Genomic DNA, 18227 nt, shown 5'->3' with positions numbered 1-18227 from the left:
CGTACCGCTTGGTCCCCGCCCGCTCTGAAGGGGAAGTGGCCCTCCGGCGACGGGGAAGAGACGCCGGATGACCGTGGAGCGGGAGGAGGCCGAACCGTACGTACGGATTTCACGCACGCGAGGGATCCGGGATCCTTAAGGAGAGCGTCACGCCTCCCACTTCGCGCCACTTTAGTCCACCTGCTGCCCCGGTCAATCAACCGGTTCCGCGCGTCCCGCGGCGGCTTCCCGGGGGCGTGCGGACGGCGCCGCGCGCGGCGCCGTCACCCGTCCCGCGCCGGCGTGAACGCGTCTGTGGACTACCTCACAAGCTGCGAGGTTGCCCCCTATGCCCGCCCTCACATGCGGCTGAACAAGCCATCGGCGATTACCTTGATTCCATGCCCATACCTGCGTCGCAGCCGTTGCCCCCGTCCCCTGAGAGCGCCGCCGACCGTGCCGGCGGCACGGTCACCGACCGCCTCGTCGAGGCGAACCAGCGCTATGCCGCTGCCTTCACCGACCCCGGAATGGACGCCCGGCCGGTCCTCAAGGTCGCCGTGGTGGCCTGTATGGACGCCCGGATCGACCTGCACGCCGCGCTGGGCCTGGAGCTCGGCGACTGCCACACCATCCGCAACGCCGGCGGCGTGGTGACCGACGACATCATCCGCTCCCTGACGATCAGCCAGCGCGCACTCGGCACCCGCTCGGTCGTCCTCATCCACCACACCGGCTGCGGCCTGCTGGGCCTGACCGAGGACTTCCGGCACGAGCTGGCGGCCGAGGTCGGGCAGCGGCCCACCTGGGCGGTCGAGGCGTTCAAGGACCTCGACGAGGACGTCCGGCAGTCCATGCAGCGGGTGCGCACCTCCCCCTTCCTGCCGCACACCGACGACGTCCGCGGGTTCGTGTTCGACGTGACGACGGGGCTTCTGCGGGAGATCGATCCGCGGAGCTGACGTGGGGCGGGACCGCCGTGGCGTGCGGCGATCCCGCCTGCCCACTCCCGCCCCAGGCTCGTATTGCCCGGCTTGCCCTGATGCGACCGGCACAACGGTGTGAGTTATCCACAGGCCATGACGCGAAGCCGCGCGGGCGGCAAGAATGCCTGGGTGACATCGCCCCGGCCGTGGCCGGGCGCGATGCACGATCGGGGAGGGCCGGGTCCGTCAAGGGGGCGTCGGCCACCCGTGTACGGGCCGAGGAGGGCCGAGTGACGACGTATGACGAACGAGCGAGCCTCAGCGATCTGACCAGCACCGCCGAGCGGGTTCACCGGTCGGTGGAGGGTGTGATCGAGGGCAAGCCGGAGGTCGTACGGCTCGCGCTGACCGTCCTGCTCGCCGAGGGGCATCTGCTCATCGAGGACGTGCCGGGTGTCGGCAAGACGATGCTCGCCAAGGCGCTCGCCCGGTCCATCGACTGCTCGGTGCGCCGCATCCAGTTCACCCCTGACCTGCTGCCGTCGGACATCACCGGCGTCAGCGTCTACGACCAGCAGCGGCAGGACTTCGAGTTCAAGCCGGGCGCGATCTTCGCCCAGATCGTGATCGGTGACGAGATCAACCGCGCCTCCCCCAAGACCCAGTCGGCGCTCCTGGAGTCCATGGAGGAGCGCCAGGTCACCACCGACGGGCAGACGTACGAACTGCCCAGCCCCTTCATGGTGGTCGCCACCCAGAACCCGGTGGAGATGGAGGGCACCTACCCGCTGCCCGAGGCGCAGCGCGACCGCTTCATGGCGCGGGTGTCGATCGGCTACCCCAGCCCGGCGGCCGAGCTCCGGATGCTCGATGTGCACGGCGGCGCCTCCCCCTTGGACGACCTCCAGCCGGTGGCGCACGCCCACGACATCGTGAAGCTGACCGAGGCGGTGCGCACGGTCCATGTCGCGGAGCCGGTGCGCAGATACGCCGTGGATCTGGTGGCGGCCACCCGCAGCCACCCGGATCTGCGGCTGGGCGCCTCGCCGCGGGCGACGCTGCATCTGCTGCGCGCGGCGAAGGCCGCGGCGGCCATGGCCGGGCGGGAGTTCGCGCTGCCGGACGATGTCCAGTCACTGGCGGCGGCCGTCCTCGCGCACCGTCTGCTGCCCACCGCCCAGGCCCAGTTGAACCGCCGTACGGCCGAGCAGGTCGTGCTGGAGATCGTGCAGCGCGTCCCGGTTCCGGACCCGTCCGCGCCGCAGTGGCGGCAGGTCCACGGCCGGCAGCCGCCCGGCGCACGGGAGCTGTGATGTCCGTCGGGGGGAGCGAGGGCACCCCGGAGCCCGGCGGGCTGCGCGCGGCCCTCGGGGGGCTGACGACGCGCGGCCGGTCGTTCCTGGCGGCCGGGCTGGCCGCCGCGGCGTGCTCGTATCTCCTCGGGCAGGCGGATCTGCTGCGGGTCGGCCTGCTGCTGGCGGTGCTGCCGCTGGTGTGCGTCCTGGTCCTGCACCGCACCCGCTACCGCGTCGCGGGCAGCCGGACCCTCTCCCCCGCCCGAGTCTCCGCCGCCGCCGAGGCCCGGGTCCGGCTGCGGATGGAGAACGTCTCCCGGCTGCCCACGGGGGTGCTGATGCTCCAGGACCGGGTGCCGTATGTACTCGGGCCGCGGCCCCGCTTCGTCCTGGACCGGGTAGAGGCCGGCGGCCGGCGGGAGGTGTCCTACCGCGTCCGCTCCGACCTGCGCGGCCGGTATCCGCTGGGCCCGCTGCAACTGCGGCTCTCCGACCCGTTCGGCATGTGCGAGCTGACCCGCTCCTTCAGCGCCTCCGACACCCTGACGGTGGTGCCCCGGGTCGAGCCGCTGCCCGCGGTCCGGCTGACCGGCGAGGCCGCCGGGTACGGCGACGGCGGCCACCGCTCGCTCGCGCTGGCCGGGGAGGACGACGTCATCCCGCGCGGCTACCGGCACGGCGACGATCTGCGCCGGGTCCACTGGCGCTCCACCGCGCGCTACGGCGAGCTGATGGTGCGCCGCGAGGAGCAGCCGCAAAAAGCCCGCTGCACGATCCTGCTCGACACCCGCGCCACCGCCCATGAGGGCTCCGGGCCCGACTCGGCCTTCGAGTGGGCGGTCGCCGGCGCCGCCTCGGTCGCGCTCCATCTGCTGGAGCGGCGGTTCTCGGTGCGGCTGCTGACCGACACCGGCAGCTCGGTTCCCGGCCCGGACAGCGGCGGCGGCAGCGAGTCCGCCGACGCGGCCGGGCTGCTGCTGGACACCCTCGCGATCGTGGAGCACTCCGACGAGGAGGGCCTCTCCGCGGCGTACGAGGCGCTGCGCGGCGGCACGGAAGGACTGCTGATCGGCTTCTTCGGCGACCTGGACGAGCGGCAGGCGGCGGTCGCCGGCCGGATACGCCGGCACGGCAGCACCGCGCTCGCGTTCGTCCTGGACGGCGACGCCTGGACCCGCGGCCCCGGCAGGATCCGCGTCTCCCGCGGGCAGACACCGGTCGCCGAGCGGCTGCGGATGCTGCGCGAGGCGGGCTGGGCGGCGCTGCCGGTGGAGCCGGGCGCCTCACTGGCCGAGCTGTGGCAGACCGCGGACGGGGCCGGAGCGGGTCCGGAGCCGGCGGCCGGGGCGGATCCGGTCGGCAGGGCGTCGGGAGGTGGGGCGTGAACGGCGCTCCCGAGCGAAGTGAGGCAGGAGCATGAGCGGCCGGGCGCGGCTGGCGCTGTGCGCGATGGTGGCGACGCTGTGTGCCGCATGCACGCTGCTGCCGCTGGTGGATCCGATCAGCTGGATGTTCCAGGCCGCCGTCCTGCTGGCGCTGGTGACCGGCGTGGGGGCGCTGGCCCGGCGGGTCCCGCTGGCCAGGCCCCTGACCATCGGCACGCAGGTGCTGGCGGTCGTACTGCTGCTGACCGTGCTGTTCGCGCGCGACCAGGCGCTGGCCGGGCTGCTGCCGGGCCCGGACGCCATCGCCGCCCTCGGCAGCCTGGTGCAGGAGGGCGTGCACGATGTCGGCCGGTACGCCATCCCGGCCCCCGTCACCCCCGGAATCCGGCTGCTGCTGGTCGCCGGGGTGCTGCTGATCGGCGTGGTCGTGGACGCGCTGGCGGTCACCTACCGCAGCGCCGCGCCGGCCGGGCTGCCGCTGCTCGCGCTCTATTCGGTGGCGGCCGGGCTCTCCCAGGGCGGCTCCGGCTGGCTGTGGTTCCTGGTGGCCGCCGCCGGCTATCTGCTGCTTCTGCTCGCCGAGGGCCGCGACCGGCTCTCCCAGTGGGGCCGGGTCTTCCGCGGTGCGGGCACGGGCCGGCCGGGGTTCGCCGACGGGCCGGCGCCGGTACCGGTCCGTACGGGCCGCCGGATCGGCGCGCTGGCGCTGGGGATCGCGCTGGCGGTGCCCGCCGTGCTGCCGTCCATGGGCGGCGGGCTGCTCGGCCCGGCCGCCGGTGCCGCCGGCCCGGGCGGCGGGGGCGGCACCATCTCCGCGATCAACCCGCTGGTCTCGCTCCAGGACAGCCTGAACCAACCGGAGGACCGCGAGGTCCTCAACTACCGCACGACCGCGGCCGACACCCGGGAGATGTATCTGCGGATCGTCGCCCTGGACCAGTTCGACGGCACGACCTGGAAGCCGTCCGAGCGGACGGTCACCGACGTCCCCGGCGAATTGCCGAGCCCGGCCGGCCTGAGCTCCACGGTGGCGAACACCCGGATCAACACCTCCATCTCGACCGCCCCGTGGTACGCCCAGAACTGGCTGCCGCTCCCGTACCCGGCGTCCAAGGTGGACATCCCCGGCCGCTGGCGCTTCGAGCCCGAGGGCCGCACCCTGGTCGGCGACCGCGGACAGAACACCCACGGCCTGCAATACCAGGTCGAGAGCCTCCAGCTGCGGCCCACCGCCCAGCAGCTGGCCGATGCCCCGGCGCCGCCGGCCGCGCTGCTGCACGAGTACACCAAGGTGCCGGACACCCTCCCCTCGGTCGTCCGCACCACCGCCCGCCAGGTGACCCGGGGCGCCACGACCGCGTACGCCAAGGCCGTCAAGCTCCAGGACTGGTTCGCGCTCTACGGCGGCTTCAGCTACAACACCGAGGTCCGGGCGGGCAGCGGCTCCGAGGCGATAGCCCGCTTCCTGGAGGACAAACAGGGCTTCTGCGTCCACTTCTCGTTCTCGATGGCGGCGATGGCACGCACCCTGGGCATCCCGGCCCGGGTCGCGGTCGGCTTCACACCGGGCACCAAGCAGCCCGACGGCACGACCTCGGTCGGCCTCAAGGACGCACACGCCTGGCCGGAGCTGTACTTCCAGGGCGTCGGCTGGACCCGCTTCGAGCCGACCCCGAGTCGTGGCAGCGTCCCGGACTACGCCTCCCCGGACACCTCGCACCCGACCGGTCCCGGCAGCCCCGCTCCCGAGCCCGCACAGTCCGCGGCCCCCTCGTCCGAACCGTCCGCGGGCCCGTCCTGCGGCCCCGGTGAGCACCGGGCCGGGTCCGGCGCGGCGTGCCTGTCGGCGCCTGCCCTGCCCGGATCCGGCCCGCCGGGCGGCGGCCCCTCGCCGTGGCCGCTGGTGGGTCTGGTGGCGGCGGTGCTGCTCGTCGTGCTGCTGCTCGCGGTCCCGCTGCTGTGGCGGGTCCGTACGCGCGCCCGGCGGCTGGCGGGCGGCGGACCGGCCGGCGACGGCGCGGAGGCCACCCTCGCCGCCTGGCGGGAGCTGCTGGACACCGGCTGGGACTTCGGCATCCTGCCGGACGAGTCGCTGACCCCGCGCAAGGCGGCGGCGCGAATCATTCGTGTCGGGGATCTGCAACCGGACGCCGCCGGTGCCGCCCGGCGCGTCGCGGCGGCGGTGGAACAGGTTCTGTACTCCCCGCAGCCGCTGCCGGCGACCGGGCTCACCGCGGACGTCCGGCTGGTGCGGTCCGGCCTGCGGGACGGGGCGACCCGCGGCCTGCGGCTGCGCGCCGGCATCGCCCCGCGCTCCGCGGCCCGCCTCCGGTGGGCCTGCGCGGACCGGTGGTCGGCCGTGCTGCTGCGCTGCCGCGGCAGCCGCCCGGTGGCCGCGGCACGGCGCGCCACGGCCGCTCTCCGGTCACGCCGACGGCCCGGCTCGCGGGCGTAGGGCGCGTCCGCGACGCTCCGCCCGCGCGCCGAGCCGCCGGTCACCGGTGCCGGTCACCGGCAGGTCGGACGCGTGGGGTGCGGACGCGCGGCGCCCGGTGTGATGCGGCGGCTCGGGCTCCGGCGTGTCGGCGACCGGGCCCGGGTGAGTACAGGACGGAGACGGGCGTGCACCTTCCGCGGCAAGCGCCGCGCGCCGGGTGGAGGCCTGCGGACCTGTCCTGGCTTCCGCCGTCCGGCCCGGTCAGAAGCCAAGACAGGTCGGGCAGGCCCTACGGGTGGGGCAGCCCCGGCCCCCGGCCAGGTCACGCGTCAGGGCAACGTGGTGCGGCCCCCGACAGGATCGGGGGCCGCACCACGACATCGTATGGAAGCACCACGGCCCGTGCGCACGCGGCGCAGCTCGGCTCAGCCCGCCACGGCGGCGACACCACTCACCATTGCACCGAGAAGAACCGTTCCTCGACCGGTCACGGCTCGCCCTGGTGCATCCCAGCCAAAGCGGGTGAAACTCGGCGAAGAGATCGAGCGGGGGCTCTCGTGCGGAGACGATCAGGCCGTTCCACGCTGCGGGACATCTCCGCTGGGCATCGCTGCGGGGCTTCGGAGCGTACAGACGCGGAGCGCCCCTCAGCGGCTGGCCAGAAGCCGGTCAGTGGCCCTGTTCGTCGCGCCGGCGCTGCCAGCGGTCCTCGATACGGTCCATCATCGAGCGGCGCTGCCTGGCCTGCCGTCGCGCCGGCCCGCCGACGCCTCCGGGGGCCCCGCCCGCCCGCCGCTCGCCCGTCTTCGGGGCCTTGCGCCACCCGGTGACGGCCAGTACGGCACAGCCGAGCATGACGAGGAAGCCGACCACGCTGATCCAGATCTGCTGCGCGACCATTCCGGCCATGAGCAGGGCGATACCCACCAGGAAGCCCGCGACCGCTTGGTAGACCCGTCGCCGGGTGTACGTACGCAGCCCGCTTCCCTCAAGCGCTGTCGCGAACTTGGGATCTTCGGCGTACAGCGCTCGCTCCATTTGCTCGAGCATGCGCTGCTCGTGCTCCGAGAGCGGCACGGAGTCCTCCTACTCGTCGGTCGCGGGGGGCGACCGGGGTGCGACCCTTTCAGGATAGGCAGGGAATCGCCCCCGTGAAACCCGCCCCTCTACGCCAATTCACTGGCCAAGCCGCCGCGGCGGCCGGTGGTGATGCTGGCTGCATTCCCCACCCGCCAGTCCGTCATGCCGGAACGTCGTACACCGATCATACGGGGCGAAGGGGCTGTTCGGGTGGCCTGTGGCCGACCGCACGCGGTGGTCGGGGCCGCCGCGGGGCCAGCCGTCCTCGGTCAGTCGCGCTCGGCGAGGACGTGCAGCTGGGTGGCCACGGAGTGGAAGGCGGGCTGCTCGGCAGCGGCGGCCTCCAGCTTCAGCAGCGCGTCCATGGCGCCGGGCTCGGTGTCGACCAGCACGCCGGGGACCAGGTCGGCGAAGACCCGTACTCCGTGCACCGCGCCGACCTTGAGGCCGGTGGCGGTGACCAGTTCGATGAGCTGGTCGGCGGTGAACCGGCGCGGGACCGGGTCGCCCTGGCCCCAGCGACCCGAGGGGTCGGTGAGGGCGTGGCGGGCCTCGGTGAAGTGGCCCGCCAGGGCGCGGGCGAGGACCGCCCCGCCCAGGCCGGCGGCGAGCAGGCTGAGGGTGCCGGCCGGGCGCAGCGCGTCGGCGACGTTGCGCAGGCCCTCGGCGGGGTCGTCGACGTACTCCAGCACGCCGTGGCACAGCACGGCGTCGTAGCCGCTGCGCTCGACGACCTGGAACAGGCCGTGGGCGTCGCCCTGGACCCCGCTGATCCGGTCGGCCACCCCGGCCTCCGCGGCCCGGCGCTCCAGGGCGAAGAGGGCGTTCGGGCTGGGGTCGACGACCGTGACGCGGTGGCCGAGACGGGCCACCGGCACGGCGAAGTTACCGCTGCCGCCGCCGGTGTCGAGGACGTCCAGGGCGTCGCGCCCGGCGGCCTTGACCCGGCGCTCCAGGGCGTCTTTGAGGACCTCCCAGACCACGGCGGTACGAAGGGATGCGCGCGGGCGCAGCAGGTCAGACACGGCGGGTGGCTCCTCGGCGGGGGCATGAACATCCAGTCGCTCACCACCCTATTCCGTATTCCGTCCGGCGCCGTGCCCAGCCCGCGCCGCCGCGCTCGGCCGGCCCGCGCAGCCCGCGCGGTGCAGTGCGCTGCCCATCCCCCGCGGCGCTGCCCGCATCCCCGCGCCGTGCAGCCCGCGCCGCCGCGCTGTTCCCGTCCGCGCTGCCGCGCTGCTCCCGCCCGCGCTGCCGCGCCGTTCCTGCCCGCGCTGCCGCGCTCAGCCCGCCCGTTCCGTCCGCTCCGCGCGCTGCGGCGGGAGTGCCGGCTGGATCCGCAGCAGCCGCTCCACGAGGTGCAGGAACATCTCCGCATCGCGCAGCAGGTCGTCGGCGTCACGGTGGCCGGCCGCGCCGGCTATGCCGGCCTCCGCCCTGGCCCGCCGGCCGGCGCCGGCCGCGAACAGGGCGCTCCACTCGGCCAGTTCGGGAGCGACCTCCGGCAGCACGTCCCACGCGCTCCGGATACGCTGCCTCCGACGCACAGTGGTCTCCGGTCGGCCGCGGACGGCGAGGACGGCGGCTGCGGTGCGCAGCGCGGCCAGATGGGCCGTGGCGAACCGCTCGTTGGGGCTTTCCAGGGTCTGGGCCTCGTCGAGGCCGTGCTGAGCCTGGGCGAGCAGGTCGAGGGCGGCGGATGGCGCTGCCGTCCGCCGCAGGACGGGGTGGACATCGCTCGGGGGACCGTACGCAGCGGAGCTGCCCGCGGTGGGACGAGCTGCCATGACGAACCTCCTGTCGTCGCATGCCGGTTCAGGACCGAATGCCGATTCGGACCGCTGACCCCATCGTGAGGTACACCACTGACAACCGGCCCTGACCTGCACTTTCGTCCGAATCGAGGGGGATTGCCGGGGGTGCGGGTCACCGCCGCGGCACGGGTGGGGGGTGCGTCCCGCACGGATCGTCGCGAACCCCTTGCGGAAAGAGTCGCGGAATCCCCATACTTTTTGAACTGACCAGTCAGTTCAAGGAGGGATCGTGGACAGCACCCCGCACGGGGCGGCGGTCACGGCCGCGGGATACGGGGTCAAGGGCCCCCGCGGATGGGCGTTCCGAGGCATCGACATCACCGCGGAGCCCGGCGCGCTGATCGCCGTACAGGGACCGTCGGGCTCCGGCCGTACATGTCTGCTGCTCGCGCTCACCGGCCGGATGAAGACCGCCGAAGGCACCGCCGAGGTCGGCGGGCTGCCGCTGCCCAAGAAGATGGCCGCGGTCCGGTCCGTCACCGCGCTCGCCCATGTGCCCGGGATCGCCGAGCTCGACCCGGCGCTGACCGTGGGCGAGCATCTGCGCGAACGTGCCCTGTTGCAGGGCCGGTTCGGCGGTTCGCTCGCCACCCTGCTGCGGCCTCGGCAGGAGCGCCGGGCCGCGGCCCGCGCCCTCGTGGACGACGCGCTCACCGCCGCCGGGCTGGACCTCGACGCGCTGCCCAAGGGGATCCGCACCTCCGTACGCGATCTGGAGCGGCTGGAGGCGCTGCGACTGTCCGTGGCGCTGGCGCTGATCGGCGGCCCCCGGCTGCTGGCCGTGGACGACACCGATCTGAAGCTGTCCGACGAGGAGCGCGCCGCGGCCTGGGCGATGCTGCGCTCCCTCGCGGCGGCCGGCACCACCGTGCTCGCGGTGTGCAGCGAGCCGCCGCAGGACGCCCCGGACGTGGTGCTGGTGCGCACCGGCCGCCCGGAGCAGGACGCTGCCGACGCCCCCGTGGACGGCGGGCACGACGACGAGGAGGGGGCGGCCGATGCGCTCGCCGAAGCTGGCCGCGCTTGAGCTGAAGCGGTTCGGGAGGGGGAAGCTGCCGCGCGCCGCGCTGGCCGCTCTCCTGCTCCTGCCGCTCCTGTATGGCGCGCTGTACCTGTGGTCCTTCTGGGACCCGTACGGCCGGCTGGACAAGATCCCGGTCGCGCTGGTCAACGAGGACAAGGGCGCCGAGGTCGACGGGAAGCGGATCTCGGCGGGCGACGGCATCGTCGCCGGGCTGCGCGACAGCCACACCTTCGACTGGCGCCACGTGGACGCCAAGGAGGCCGCCAGGGGTGTGGAGGACGGCTCGTACTACCTCTCGCTGTCCATCCCGCAGGACTTCAGCCGGAAGATCGCCTCCAGTTCGGGGAGCCACCCGGAGACCGGCCTGCTCAAGGTCCGCACCAACGACGCGAACAACTACATCGTGGGGCAGATCTCCCGGACGGTGTTCTCCGAGGTCCGCTCGGCGGCCTCGGAGAAGTCCTCGCGCACCTTCCTGGACAAGATCTTTGTCTCGTTCTCGACCCTGCACGGCAAGACCGAACAGGCCGCCGACGGCGCCGACCGGCTCAGGAACGGCATCGGGCAGGCCAAGGACGGCGCCGGCAGACTGGCCGACGGCCTGGGCACCGCGAAGAACGGCAGCGGCAAACTGGTCAACGGCCTGGGAGATCTGGACTCCGGCGCCGGGCAGCTCACCCAGGGCAGCGCCGACCTCGCCAAGGGGGCCGGTACGGCCGCCGACGGATCGCGCCAACTGGCCGACGGATCCAGGCAGGTGGCCGACGGGACCCAGCAGCTTGCCGACACGGTCAACGGGTTCGCCGGCAAGGTCGGGCCGTTCATCCGGGCGCACGGCAAGGAGATCGGCGAGGCGGCGCAGCTGGTGGCCGACGGCTCGCAGGCGGTCCGCGACCATCTGGACAAGCTGCCCGCCGCAGCCGCCACGGGGGCGAAGCTCTCCCGGGGGATCGCCGACCACCTGGACACGTACTACCGGCTGCACTGCGACAGCGTCATCACCCTGGACACCTCCTGCGCCGAGCTGAAGCAGATCAGGGACCAGGCGGCCACCGCGGCGGACACGGCCGAGGAGGTCAGCGGCTACGCCCACGACCAGCAGAACCTCGACCAGCTGGGCCGCGACCTGGACACGCTGCACTCCCTGGCGGCCGAACTGGCGCAGCACGGCCCGACCCTCGGCGCCGACATGGACGCCGCGGTCCAGAAGATCAACGACCTCAACGACGGCGCCCACAAGGTCTCCGCGGGCGCCCGCAAACTGGCCGCGGGCAACGCCCAGTTGGCCACCGGTGCGGGCCGGCTCAACGACGGCGCGCAGCAGCTGCACGACGGAACCGGGCGCGCCGCTTCCGGTATGGGCGACCTGGACTCCGGCGTCGGCAAGCTCAAGGACGGCGCGCGGACGCTGGACGGCGGGATGTTCAAGCTGTCGGACGGCTCGGCCAAACTGGCCGGCGGGCTGCACGACGGGGCGAAGCAGATCCCCGACTACGGCAAGAAGGACCGCGACGCGCGCACCCTGGTGATGTCCGACCCGGTCCAGCTGGCGTCCGATGCCGCCCACAAGGCGCCCAACTACGGCACGGGCTTCGCCCCGTACTTCATCCCGCTGTCCCTGTGGGTCGGCGCGATGGTGGCGTACATGCTGATCGCGCCGCTCAACCGGAGGGCGCTGGCGATGGGCGCGTCATCGTGGCGGGTGACGCTCTCCGGATGGCTGCCGGTGTTCGGCATCGGGGTGCTCCAGACCGCGGCGCTGATGTCCGTCCTGCACTTCGCGCTCGGCCTGGAGATGGTCAGGGCGGCCGGCACGATCGGCTTCCTGGTCCTGGTCACGGCGTGCTTCTCGGCGATCGTGCAGTGGCTGAACGCGAAGTTCGGACCGGCCGGCCGGATCCTCGTCCTGGCGCTGCTGATGCTCCAGCTGACGTCGGCGGGCGGCACGTATCCGGTGCAGACCAGTCCGGGCGTCTTCGGGGCCATCCACCCCTATCTGCCGATGAGTTACATCGTGGCGGGGCTGCGGCGGCTCATCACGGGCGGCGACCTCGCGCCCGTATGGCAGGGCAGTGCGGTGCTGCTGGCGTTCACTCTCGGCGCGCTCGCGCTGACCTCTCTGGCGGCGCGTGGCCGCCAGGTCGTGCGCATGAAGGACCTGCACCCGGAGCTGAGCCTGTGAACGAGCACACAGCGAGGAACGGCACAATCGCCTCCATGGACAGCTCCAACACACGCCGCGACGCCACCCGGCGCAAACTCTTCGAAGCCGCGGTCACGCTCATCGCCGAACAGGGCTTCTCCTCCACCACGGTGGACGAGATCGCCGAGCGGGCGGGCGTCGCGAAGGGCACCGTCTACTACAACTTCGCGAGCAAGAACGTTCTCTTCGAAGAGCTGCTGCGGCACGGCATCGAGCTGCTGGCGACCTCTCTCCAGGCCGCCGCCGATGAGGTCACCGACCGGGGCGGCAGCCGGATCGACGCGCTGGACGCCATGATCTGGGCGGGTCTGGACTTCATCTCCCGCTACCCGGCGCTCACCCAGCTCTACGTCGCCGAGCTGTGGCGCACCAACCGCGCCTGGCAGTCCACGCTGATGGTGGTGCGCCAGCGGGCCATCACGGTGGTGGAGGACGTCCTGCGGGAGGCCGTGGCCGGAGAGGAGCTGAGCGAGGAGATCGACATCCCGCTGACCGCATCGGCGCTGTTCGGGATGGTGCTGGTCGCCGCCCTGGACTGGCAGTCCTACCAGCCGGACCGCTCGATCGACGAGGTGCACGCGGCGCTGTCGCGGCTCCTCCAGGGGCGGGTCACCGGCCGCCCCGCCTGAGAGGCGGGCGCCGGCCCGTACGCACAAGTGCGCTGCCCTGGCACGGATCGTTCCCCCACCGATCCGACCAGGGCAGCGCTTCCCCCGTGTTTCCCCCGTACATCCCCCGTCACGTCCGGGAGCCGCGCCGCTCCGCCGCCCCGTGTCGGCGGTGCGGCGCCGCTTCCCGTCCGTGGCCCCCACTCTTCCGTCCAGGGGGGTGTCGGCCCATCCGCGTACCTACTCATCTCGGCGTCTGAGTACGGATACTCAAAGCTGAGCACCAGGCCTCAGCAGCCGGGCGCCCGGTCCGGCGACCGCCTACGATCTCCGGCGTGTCCGTACTTCCCTTGGTCTTCACCAGCGGCTGGGCGAGCGGGATCAACGCCTACGCCGTCGTCCTGCTCTTCGGCCTGCTCGGCGCGACCGGCGTCACCGACGAGGTGCCCGCCGCGCTCCAGCGCCCCGATGTGCTGATCGTCGCGGCGGTGCTCTTCGTGTGCGAGGCGGTCGCCGACAAGATCCCGTACGTGGACTCGGTCTGGGACGCCGTGCACACGGTGATCCGGCCGATCGCGGGCGGTGTGGTGGCGGCGCTGCTCGCCGGGCACAACGGCTCGCTGCCCGAGCTCGCGGCGGGCGCCGTGGGCGGCTCCACGGCGCTGCTCAGCCACCTGGTCAAGGCGGGCACCCGGATCGCGGTCAACACCTCGCCGGAGCCGGCCAGCAACATCGTCCTGAGCCTGGTGGAGGACCTGGGCGCCGCGGGGATCGTCGTGTTCGCCGTCTTCCATCCGGTGATCGCGGCGGTGATCGCGGCCGTGCTGCTGGCCGCGGGCGTCACGGTGGTGGTCCTCCTGTGGTCGCGGATCCGCCGCTACCTGCGGCGCAGGCGGCAGCGGCGGTCGGAGAAGCGGCTGTCCACGGCCGGCGGCGCGGTACCGCCCGCGGGCTGAACCGCCGCCTCCGGCCCGCGCGACCGGCCGTCGCGGGCGTTGTCAGTGCCGCCGGATAAAGTCGCAGGCATGGCAGGGATTGCGGTGATCGGCGCCGGGATGGGCGCGATGGCAGCCGCCGCCCGGCTGGCCGTCGCGGGCCACCGGGTGGCGGTTTTCGAGCGCGGTGCGACGTACGGCGGCGCGCTGCGCCGGTACGAGCGGGACGGCTTCGCCTTCGACACCGGGCCCGGCCTGCTGCACCTCCCGGCGGTCTACCGCGACCTGTTCCTCAAGACCGGCCGGGAGCCGCTGGAGAGCTGCGTCGAGCTGACCCAGGTCGATCCGGCGAGCCGGCATGCCTTCGCCGACGGCACCTCCGTCGCGCTGCCGAACGCCTCGCGGGCCGGGGTCCTGGCGGCCCTGGACGAGGCGCTCGGCACCGGCGCCGGTGAGCGCTGGAGCGATCTGGTGGGCCGCGCCCGCGAGGCGTGGGACGCCACCCGCCGGCCGCTCCTGGAGGAGCCGCTGCGGGCGGACTGGCGGGTCCTGGGGCGCGACCCGTATCCGGCGGTGCGCCGGCGCGGCCTGTTCGGGCGCGGCAAGGGCCCCACCACCGCCACCCTCGCGGAGATCGCCCGGCGCGAGCTGGCCGACCCGCGGCTGATCGCCCTGCTGGAGAGCCATGCGCTGGCCTACGGCTTCGACCCGCGCAGCGCCCCGGCGAGCGCGGCCGTGCTGCCGTACATGGAGCAGACCTTCGGCAGCTGGTACGTCCGCGGCGGGATGCGGGCGCTGGCCGGCGCGCTGTACGAGCGCTGCCGGGCGCGCAAGGTGGAGTTCTCCTTCGGCGCCCAGGTGACCCGGATCGTCGAGAAGGACGGCCGGGCGGCGGGCGTCGAACTGGCCGACGGGCGGCTCGCCGAGGCGGAGTTCGTGGTCGCCGGCATCGACCCCGTGCAGCTCCCCGGGCTGTGTGCCGGGCGGGATCCGTGGGGCGCGGACGCGGTCCGTCCCGACCCGGGGCCGGGAGACCGGACCACCGCGCGGCTGACGGTCTGTCTGGCGCTGCGCGGGGCCCGCCCGCAGGGGGCCGTCCACCGGACCGTGGTCCACGCACCGGACCGCGCGGCGGAGCTGGCAGGCGTCTTCGGTGACGGCCACGGCCTCCGGGAGCCCTGCGCCCGGCCGACGGTGACGGTGCTGCGCCCCGACGACCCCACCACCCGGCCCGGCGACGGCCACGAGGCGGTCACCCTGACCGCCACGGTCGCCCCGCACGGCCCCGTCGACTGGCACGACCCGGAGGCGCTGGCGCGGGACGCGGACCGCATGACCGAGGTCGCCGAGGCCGCGATACCGGACCTGCGGGAGCGGGTGCTGTGGCGCGAGATCGTGCCTCCCACGGAGAGCGGCCCGGTGCCGGGCCCGGCGCTGGCGGGGCAGGAGGGACGCTTTCTGCGCCCCGGCAACCGCACCGCGATACCGGGGCTCTACGCGGTCGGCGGCTGGTCTCATCCGGGCGGCGGGCCGGCGCACTCCGGGATGTCCGGCGCGATCGTCGCGGGCCTGATCGTGAACGGCGACGACTGGCACGGCTCGACGTGACGCCGCCGCGGTCCCGGGGGCCGGCGGCTCAGTAGCGGTAGTGCTGCTCGCCGTACCCCTGCTGCGGGGGCGGGTAGGGCGGCTGCTCGCCGGGGTGTTCGGGGTCGCGCTGCTGCGGCATCCAGACCCCGCCGGCCGGTGTCTCGCCGTAGCCCTGGCCCGTGGCGCCCAGCGGCTGCCCCAGGGCGTCGTACTGCTGGGCGGCGTAGGGCGCCTCACCGAAGGGGCTGGGCTCCTCGTAGGCGTCGTAGTGCGTGGCGTACTGCTGGGTACCGATGTACGGGTCCGAGTAGGGCGCCTGCTGCCCCTGGTGCAGACCGTCGTCGTAGGCCGGGTAGGGGTCCGTGTAGGCGTCCTGGCCGGGGGCGGGCGAGCCGTAACCGCCGCCGTAGGCATAGCCGTTGCCGTCGCTGTCGGCGCCGGCGTTGCCGAAGAGGTCATACGACGGCGAGGGTGCCGGCGCGGACGCCTGGGTGGCGCGGGCGTCGGGGCTGTAGACGCCGTACGCGCCGGTCTCGTCGGGCAGCGGCTGCGGCGCGTAGACGGTGGCGTCGGCCTGGGCGTAGACGGTGGCGGCGTCCGGCTGCGGGTACGGCTCGGCGTACTGCCGGCCGTACTGCTCGCCGTAAGGCTCGGCGTACGCGGAGCCGTCCTGGCCGGGGGCGGACTGCGGGGCGTAGCCGGCCGGGTCCGGGGCCGCCCCGTAGGGGTCCTGGCCCTCGAAGCCGCCGGTGCCGTAGCCGCTCCCGGCCGCGTACGGGTCCTCGGCGGCGCCCTGGGCGGGGGCGTCGGCGGGCTCGGTGTCGGCCGGCGGGACCGCCTCGACGTCGGAGACCTGGAGGGCCGGTTGGGCGGCACGCCCGCCGGACGGGCGGGCCCGCCGCCGGCGGTTCTCCTTGGGCTTGCCGCCGATGGCCCAGCCGGCGGTGAAGCCGCGGCGGAAGGAGAGCGTCACAAAGGTCTGCCCGACCGCGAAGGCGACGGCGCCCACCCCGATCACGATCACCGAGGGGATGAGGACGCCGGCCACCACCCCGAGGAATCCGGTCAGGGCCAGCAGCCGCCAGCGCAGCCGGGCCTTGTGCTGGAAGAGGACCTCACCGAGCAGCCACAGGGCGACCAGGGCGAACGCGATGTAGAGGATCGTCCAGCCCATATGCGCCCCTCTTCCGCCGGATTCCGGCCACCGTGGTCAGGGCCGCTGGTGCAGCCCCAGATTCTCGTAGATTTCCAGGGTCGCCGTGGAGTGGTTCAGGGTAATGAAGTGCAACCCCGGAACGTCCTCGGCCATCAAGCGCGCACACAGTTCCGTCGCGTACTCGATGCCAATGGAGCGTACCGCCGCCGGGTCGTCCTTGACGGCGAGGATGCGCGCCGCGAGCTCGGGCGGGAACGCGGCGTTGCTGAGCTGCGCGAACCGCTCGATCTGCCGCACGTTCGTGACCGGCATGATCTCCGGAATGATCGGCGTCGAGCAACCCGCGGCGGAGACGCGGTCGCGCAGCCGGAGGTAGTCCTCCGGGTAGAAGAACATCTGGGTGATCGCGAAGTCGGCGCCCGCGCGGCACTTGGCGATGAAGTGCGCCACGTCCGTGTCCCAGTCCGTCGAGCGCGGGTGCATCTCGGGGAAGGCCGCCACGCCGACGCAGAAGTCGCCGGACTCCTTGATCAGCCGGACCAGTTCGGCGGCGTAGGAGACGCCCTCGGGGTGTTTGATCCACTCGCCCATGGGGTCGCCGGGCGGGTCGCCGCGGAGCGCGAGCATGTTGCGGATCCCGGCGTCGGCGTACTGGCCGATGATGTTGCGCAGGTCGGCCAGGGAGTGGTTCACCGCGGTCAGATGGGCGACCGGGGTGAGGGTGGTGTCGGTGGCGATGCGCTCGGTGGCGCGCACCGTGCCGTCACGGGAGGTGCCGCCGGCACCGTACGTCACGGAGACAAAGGTCGGGGCGACGGCCTCGATCCGGCGAATGGCGTTCCACAGGGTCCGCTCGCCCTTCTCGGTCTTCGGCGCGGCGAACTCGAACGAATAGGACCGCTTGCCGGAGGCGAGCAGTTCGCGCACGGTCCGGGCGCGATCAGTCCTGGTGGAAGCTGTACCTAGGGCCATACGGGCAGGTTAACCACACCTCGCACGCACACCAACCGGCATCGACGTAATGCCAGGTTGGTCCGGTTGCTGTCCACTACGTGGACATCTCGCGGCCATCCGGCGGCCCGCTCGGTGGCGCGGATCACCGGCGCCTCTCCGGCGGGTCAGCCCCAGGTGCGGATCCGCTTCGCCAGGCTCGCCGCAGCGGCGCCCGGATCGTCCGCCTCCGTGAGGGCGCGGACCACGACCACCCGGCGGGCGCCGGCCGCCAGCACCTCGTCGAGATTGCCGGCGTCGATCCCGCCGATCGCGAACCACGGGCGCTCGGGGGCGCGGGCGGCGGCGTACCGGACGAGGTCCAGGCCGGGGGCGTGCCGTCCCGGCTTGGTCGGCGTCGGCCAGCAGGGGCCGGTGCAGAAGTAGTCCACGCCGGGCTCCGCGAGCGCGGCGTCCACCTCGGCCTCGGCGTGCGTGGAGCGGCCTATGAGGACGTCCTGGCCGAGGATCGCGCGGGCGGCCGGGACCGGGAGGTCGCCCTGCCCCAGGTGGAGCACATCGGCGCCCGCGGCATGGGCGACGTCCGCTCGGTCGTTGACCGCCAGCAGCTTGCCGTGCCGCCGGCAGGCGTCCGCGAAGACCTCCAGGTGGCGCAGCTCCTCGCCGGCCTCCATGCCCTTGTCGCGCAGCTGGACGATGTCCACGCCCGAGGCCAGCACCGCGTCCAGGAACTGCGGGAGGTCGCCCTGGCGGGTGCGCGCGTCCGTGCACAGATACAGCCGGGCGTCGGACAGGGCCTGTCGTGCGGTGGTCATCGGGCGGCTTCCCCCCTGGTCGGCGGCGT

At 73.7% G+C, this 18227-nt stretch carries 15 protein-coding genes; 9 read left to right on the top strand and 6 right to left on the bottom strand.

What is annotated here, in order from left to right:
* Positions 1-380 precede the first annotated feature (380 nt).
* The 4 genes from IEZ17_RS09115 (at position 381) to IEZ17_RS09100 (ending at position 6040) form a co-directional block, all read left to right on the top strand.
* Positions 381-941, top strand: coding sequence for a beta-class carbonic anhydrase (locus IEZ17_RS09115; protein WP_189298266.1), 561 nt, complete (start codon positions 381-383; stop codon positions 939-941).
* 254 nt (positions 942-1195) lie between these two features.
* Positions 1196-2218 carry an AAA family ATPase gene (locus IEZ17_RS09110; protein ID WP_189298265.1) on the top strand — a complete coding sequence of 341 codons (1023 nt, stop codon included), beginning with the start codon at positions 1196-1198 and terminating at the stop codon, positions 2216-2218.
* Positions 2218-3585 (top strand): DUF58 domain-containing protein, encoded by a 1368-nt coding sequence (locus IEZ17_RS09105; RefSeq protein WP_189298264.1) that lies wholly within the window; start codon positions 2218-2220, stop codon positions 3583-3585. The genes IEZ17_RS09110 and IEZ17_RS09105 overlap by 1 nt, the downstream gene beginning before the upstream one ends.
* 31 nt (positions 3586-3616) lie before the next feature.
* Positions 3617-6040 carry a transglutaminase TgpA family protein gene (locus IEZ17_RS09100; protein WP_189298263.1) on the top strand — a complete coding sequence of 808 codons (2424 nt, stop codon included), beginning with the start codon at positions 3617-3619 and terminating at the stop codon, positions 6038-6040.
* Positions 6041-6691: 651 nt separating this feature from the next.
* On the opposite strand, the gene IEZ17_RS09095 is transcribed toward IEZ17_RS09100, so the two are convergent.
* The 3 genes from IEZ17_RS09095 to IEZ17_RS09085 form a co-directional block, all read right to left on the bottom strand.
* On the bottom strand, positions 6692-7099 hold the full coding sequence (locus IEZ17_RS09095) for an SCO2097 family morphological protein (protein ID WP_189298262.1): 408 nt from the start codon (positions 7097-7099) through the stop codon (positions 6692-6694).
* Positions 7100-7371: 272 nt separating this feature from the next.
* Positions 7372-8127: a methyltransferase gene (locus IEZ17_RS09090; protein ID WP_189298260.1), complete on the bottom strand. Its 756-nt coding sequence runs from the start codon at positions 8125-8127 to the stop codon at positions 7372-7374.
* Between the two features lie 258 nt (positions 8128-8385).
* Complete coding sequence (locus tag IEZ17_RS09085; protein WP_189298258.1) at positions 8386-8889, bottom strand: SAV_6107 family HEPN domain-containing protein; 504 nt, start codon at positions 8887-8889, stop codon at positions 8386-8388.
* A gap of 256 nt (positions 8890-9145) precedes the next feature.
* Here IEZ17_RS09085 and IEZ17_RS09080 point away from each other — a divergent pair, with 256 nt between their 5' ends.
* The 5 genes from IEZ17_RS09080 (at position 9146) to IEZ17_RS09060 (ending at position 15294) form a co-directional block, all read left to right on the top strand.
* Positions 9146-9943: an ATP-binding cassette domain-containing protein gene (locus IEZ17_RS09080; protein ID WP_189298256.1), complete on the top strand. Its 798-nt coding sequence runs from the start codon at positions 9146-9148 to the stop codon at positions 9941-9943.
* On the top strand, positions 9915-12122 hold the full coding sequence (locus IEZ17_RS09075; RefSeq protein ID WP_189298254.1) for a YhgE/Pip domain-containing protein: 2208 nt from the start codon (positions 9915-9917) through the stop codon (positions 12120-12122). The genes IEZ17_RS09080 and IEZ17_RS09075 overlap by 29 nt, the downstream gene beginning before the upstream one ends.
* A 35-nt stretch (positions 12123-12157) precedes the next feature.
* Positions 12158-12772: a TetR/AcrR family transcriptional regulator gene (locus IEZ17_RS09070; protein WP_189298252.1), complete on the top strand. Its 615-nt coding sequence runs from the start codon at positions 12158-12160 to the stop codon at positions 12770-12772.
* A 314-nt stretch (positions 12773-13086) separates the two neighbouring features.
* Positions 13087-13707, top strand: coding sequence for a DUF4126 domain-containing protein (locus IEZ17_RS09065; protein WP_189298250.1), 621 nt, complete (start codon positions 13087-13089; stop codon positions 13705-13707).
* Positions 13708-13776: 69 nt separating this feature from the next.
* Positions 13777-15294 carry a phytoene desaturase family protein gene (locus tag IEZ17_RS09060; protein WP_189298248.1) on the top strand — a complete coding sequence of 506 codons (1518 nt, stop codon included), beginning with the start codon at positions 13777-13779 and terminating at the stop codon, positions 15292-15294.
* Positions 15295-15322: 28 nt separating this feature from the next.
* Here the strand turns inward: IEZ17_RS09060 and IEZ17_RS09055 are convergent, their stop codons facing one another.
* The 3 genes from IEZ17_RS09055 to thiE form a co-directional block, all read right to left on the bottom strand.
* On the bottom strand, positions 15323-16450 hold the full coding sequence (locus IEZ17_RS09055) for a hypothetical protein (protein WP_189298246.1): 1128 nt from the start codon (positions 16448-16450) through the stop codon (positions 15323-15325).
* Positions 16451-16486: 36 nt separating this feature from the next.
* Positions 16487-17404: a methylenetetrahydrofolate reductase [NAD(P)H] gene (gene metF, locus IEZ17_RS09050; protein WP_189298244.1), complete on the bottom strand. Its 918-nt coding sequence runs from the start codon at positions 17402-17404 to the stop codon at positions 16487-16489.
* A gap of 146 nt (positions 17405-17550) precedes the next feature.
* Positions 17551-18198: a thiamine phosphate synthase gene (gene thiE / locus IEZ17_RS09045; protein ID WP_189298242.1), complete on the bottom strand. Its 648-nt coding sequence runs from the start codon at positions 18196-18198 to the stop codon at positions 17551-17553.
* Between the last annotated feature and the right edge of the window lie 29 nt (positions 18199-18227).

Source organism: Streptomyces albospinus, from assembly GCF_014648695.1.
Taxonomy (GTDB): domain Bacteria; phylum Actinomycetota; class Actinomycetes; order Streptomycetales; family Streptomycetaceae; genus Streptomyces; species Streptomyces albospinus.
The sequence above is the reverse complement of the archived record's forward strand: the minus strand, read 5'-3'. Positions and strand labels throughout refer to the sequence as shown.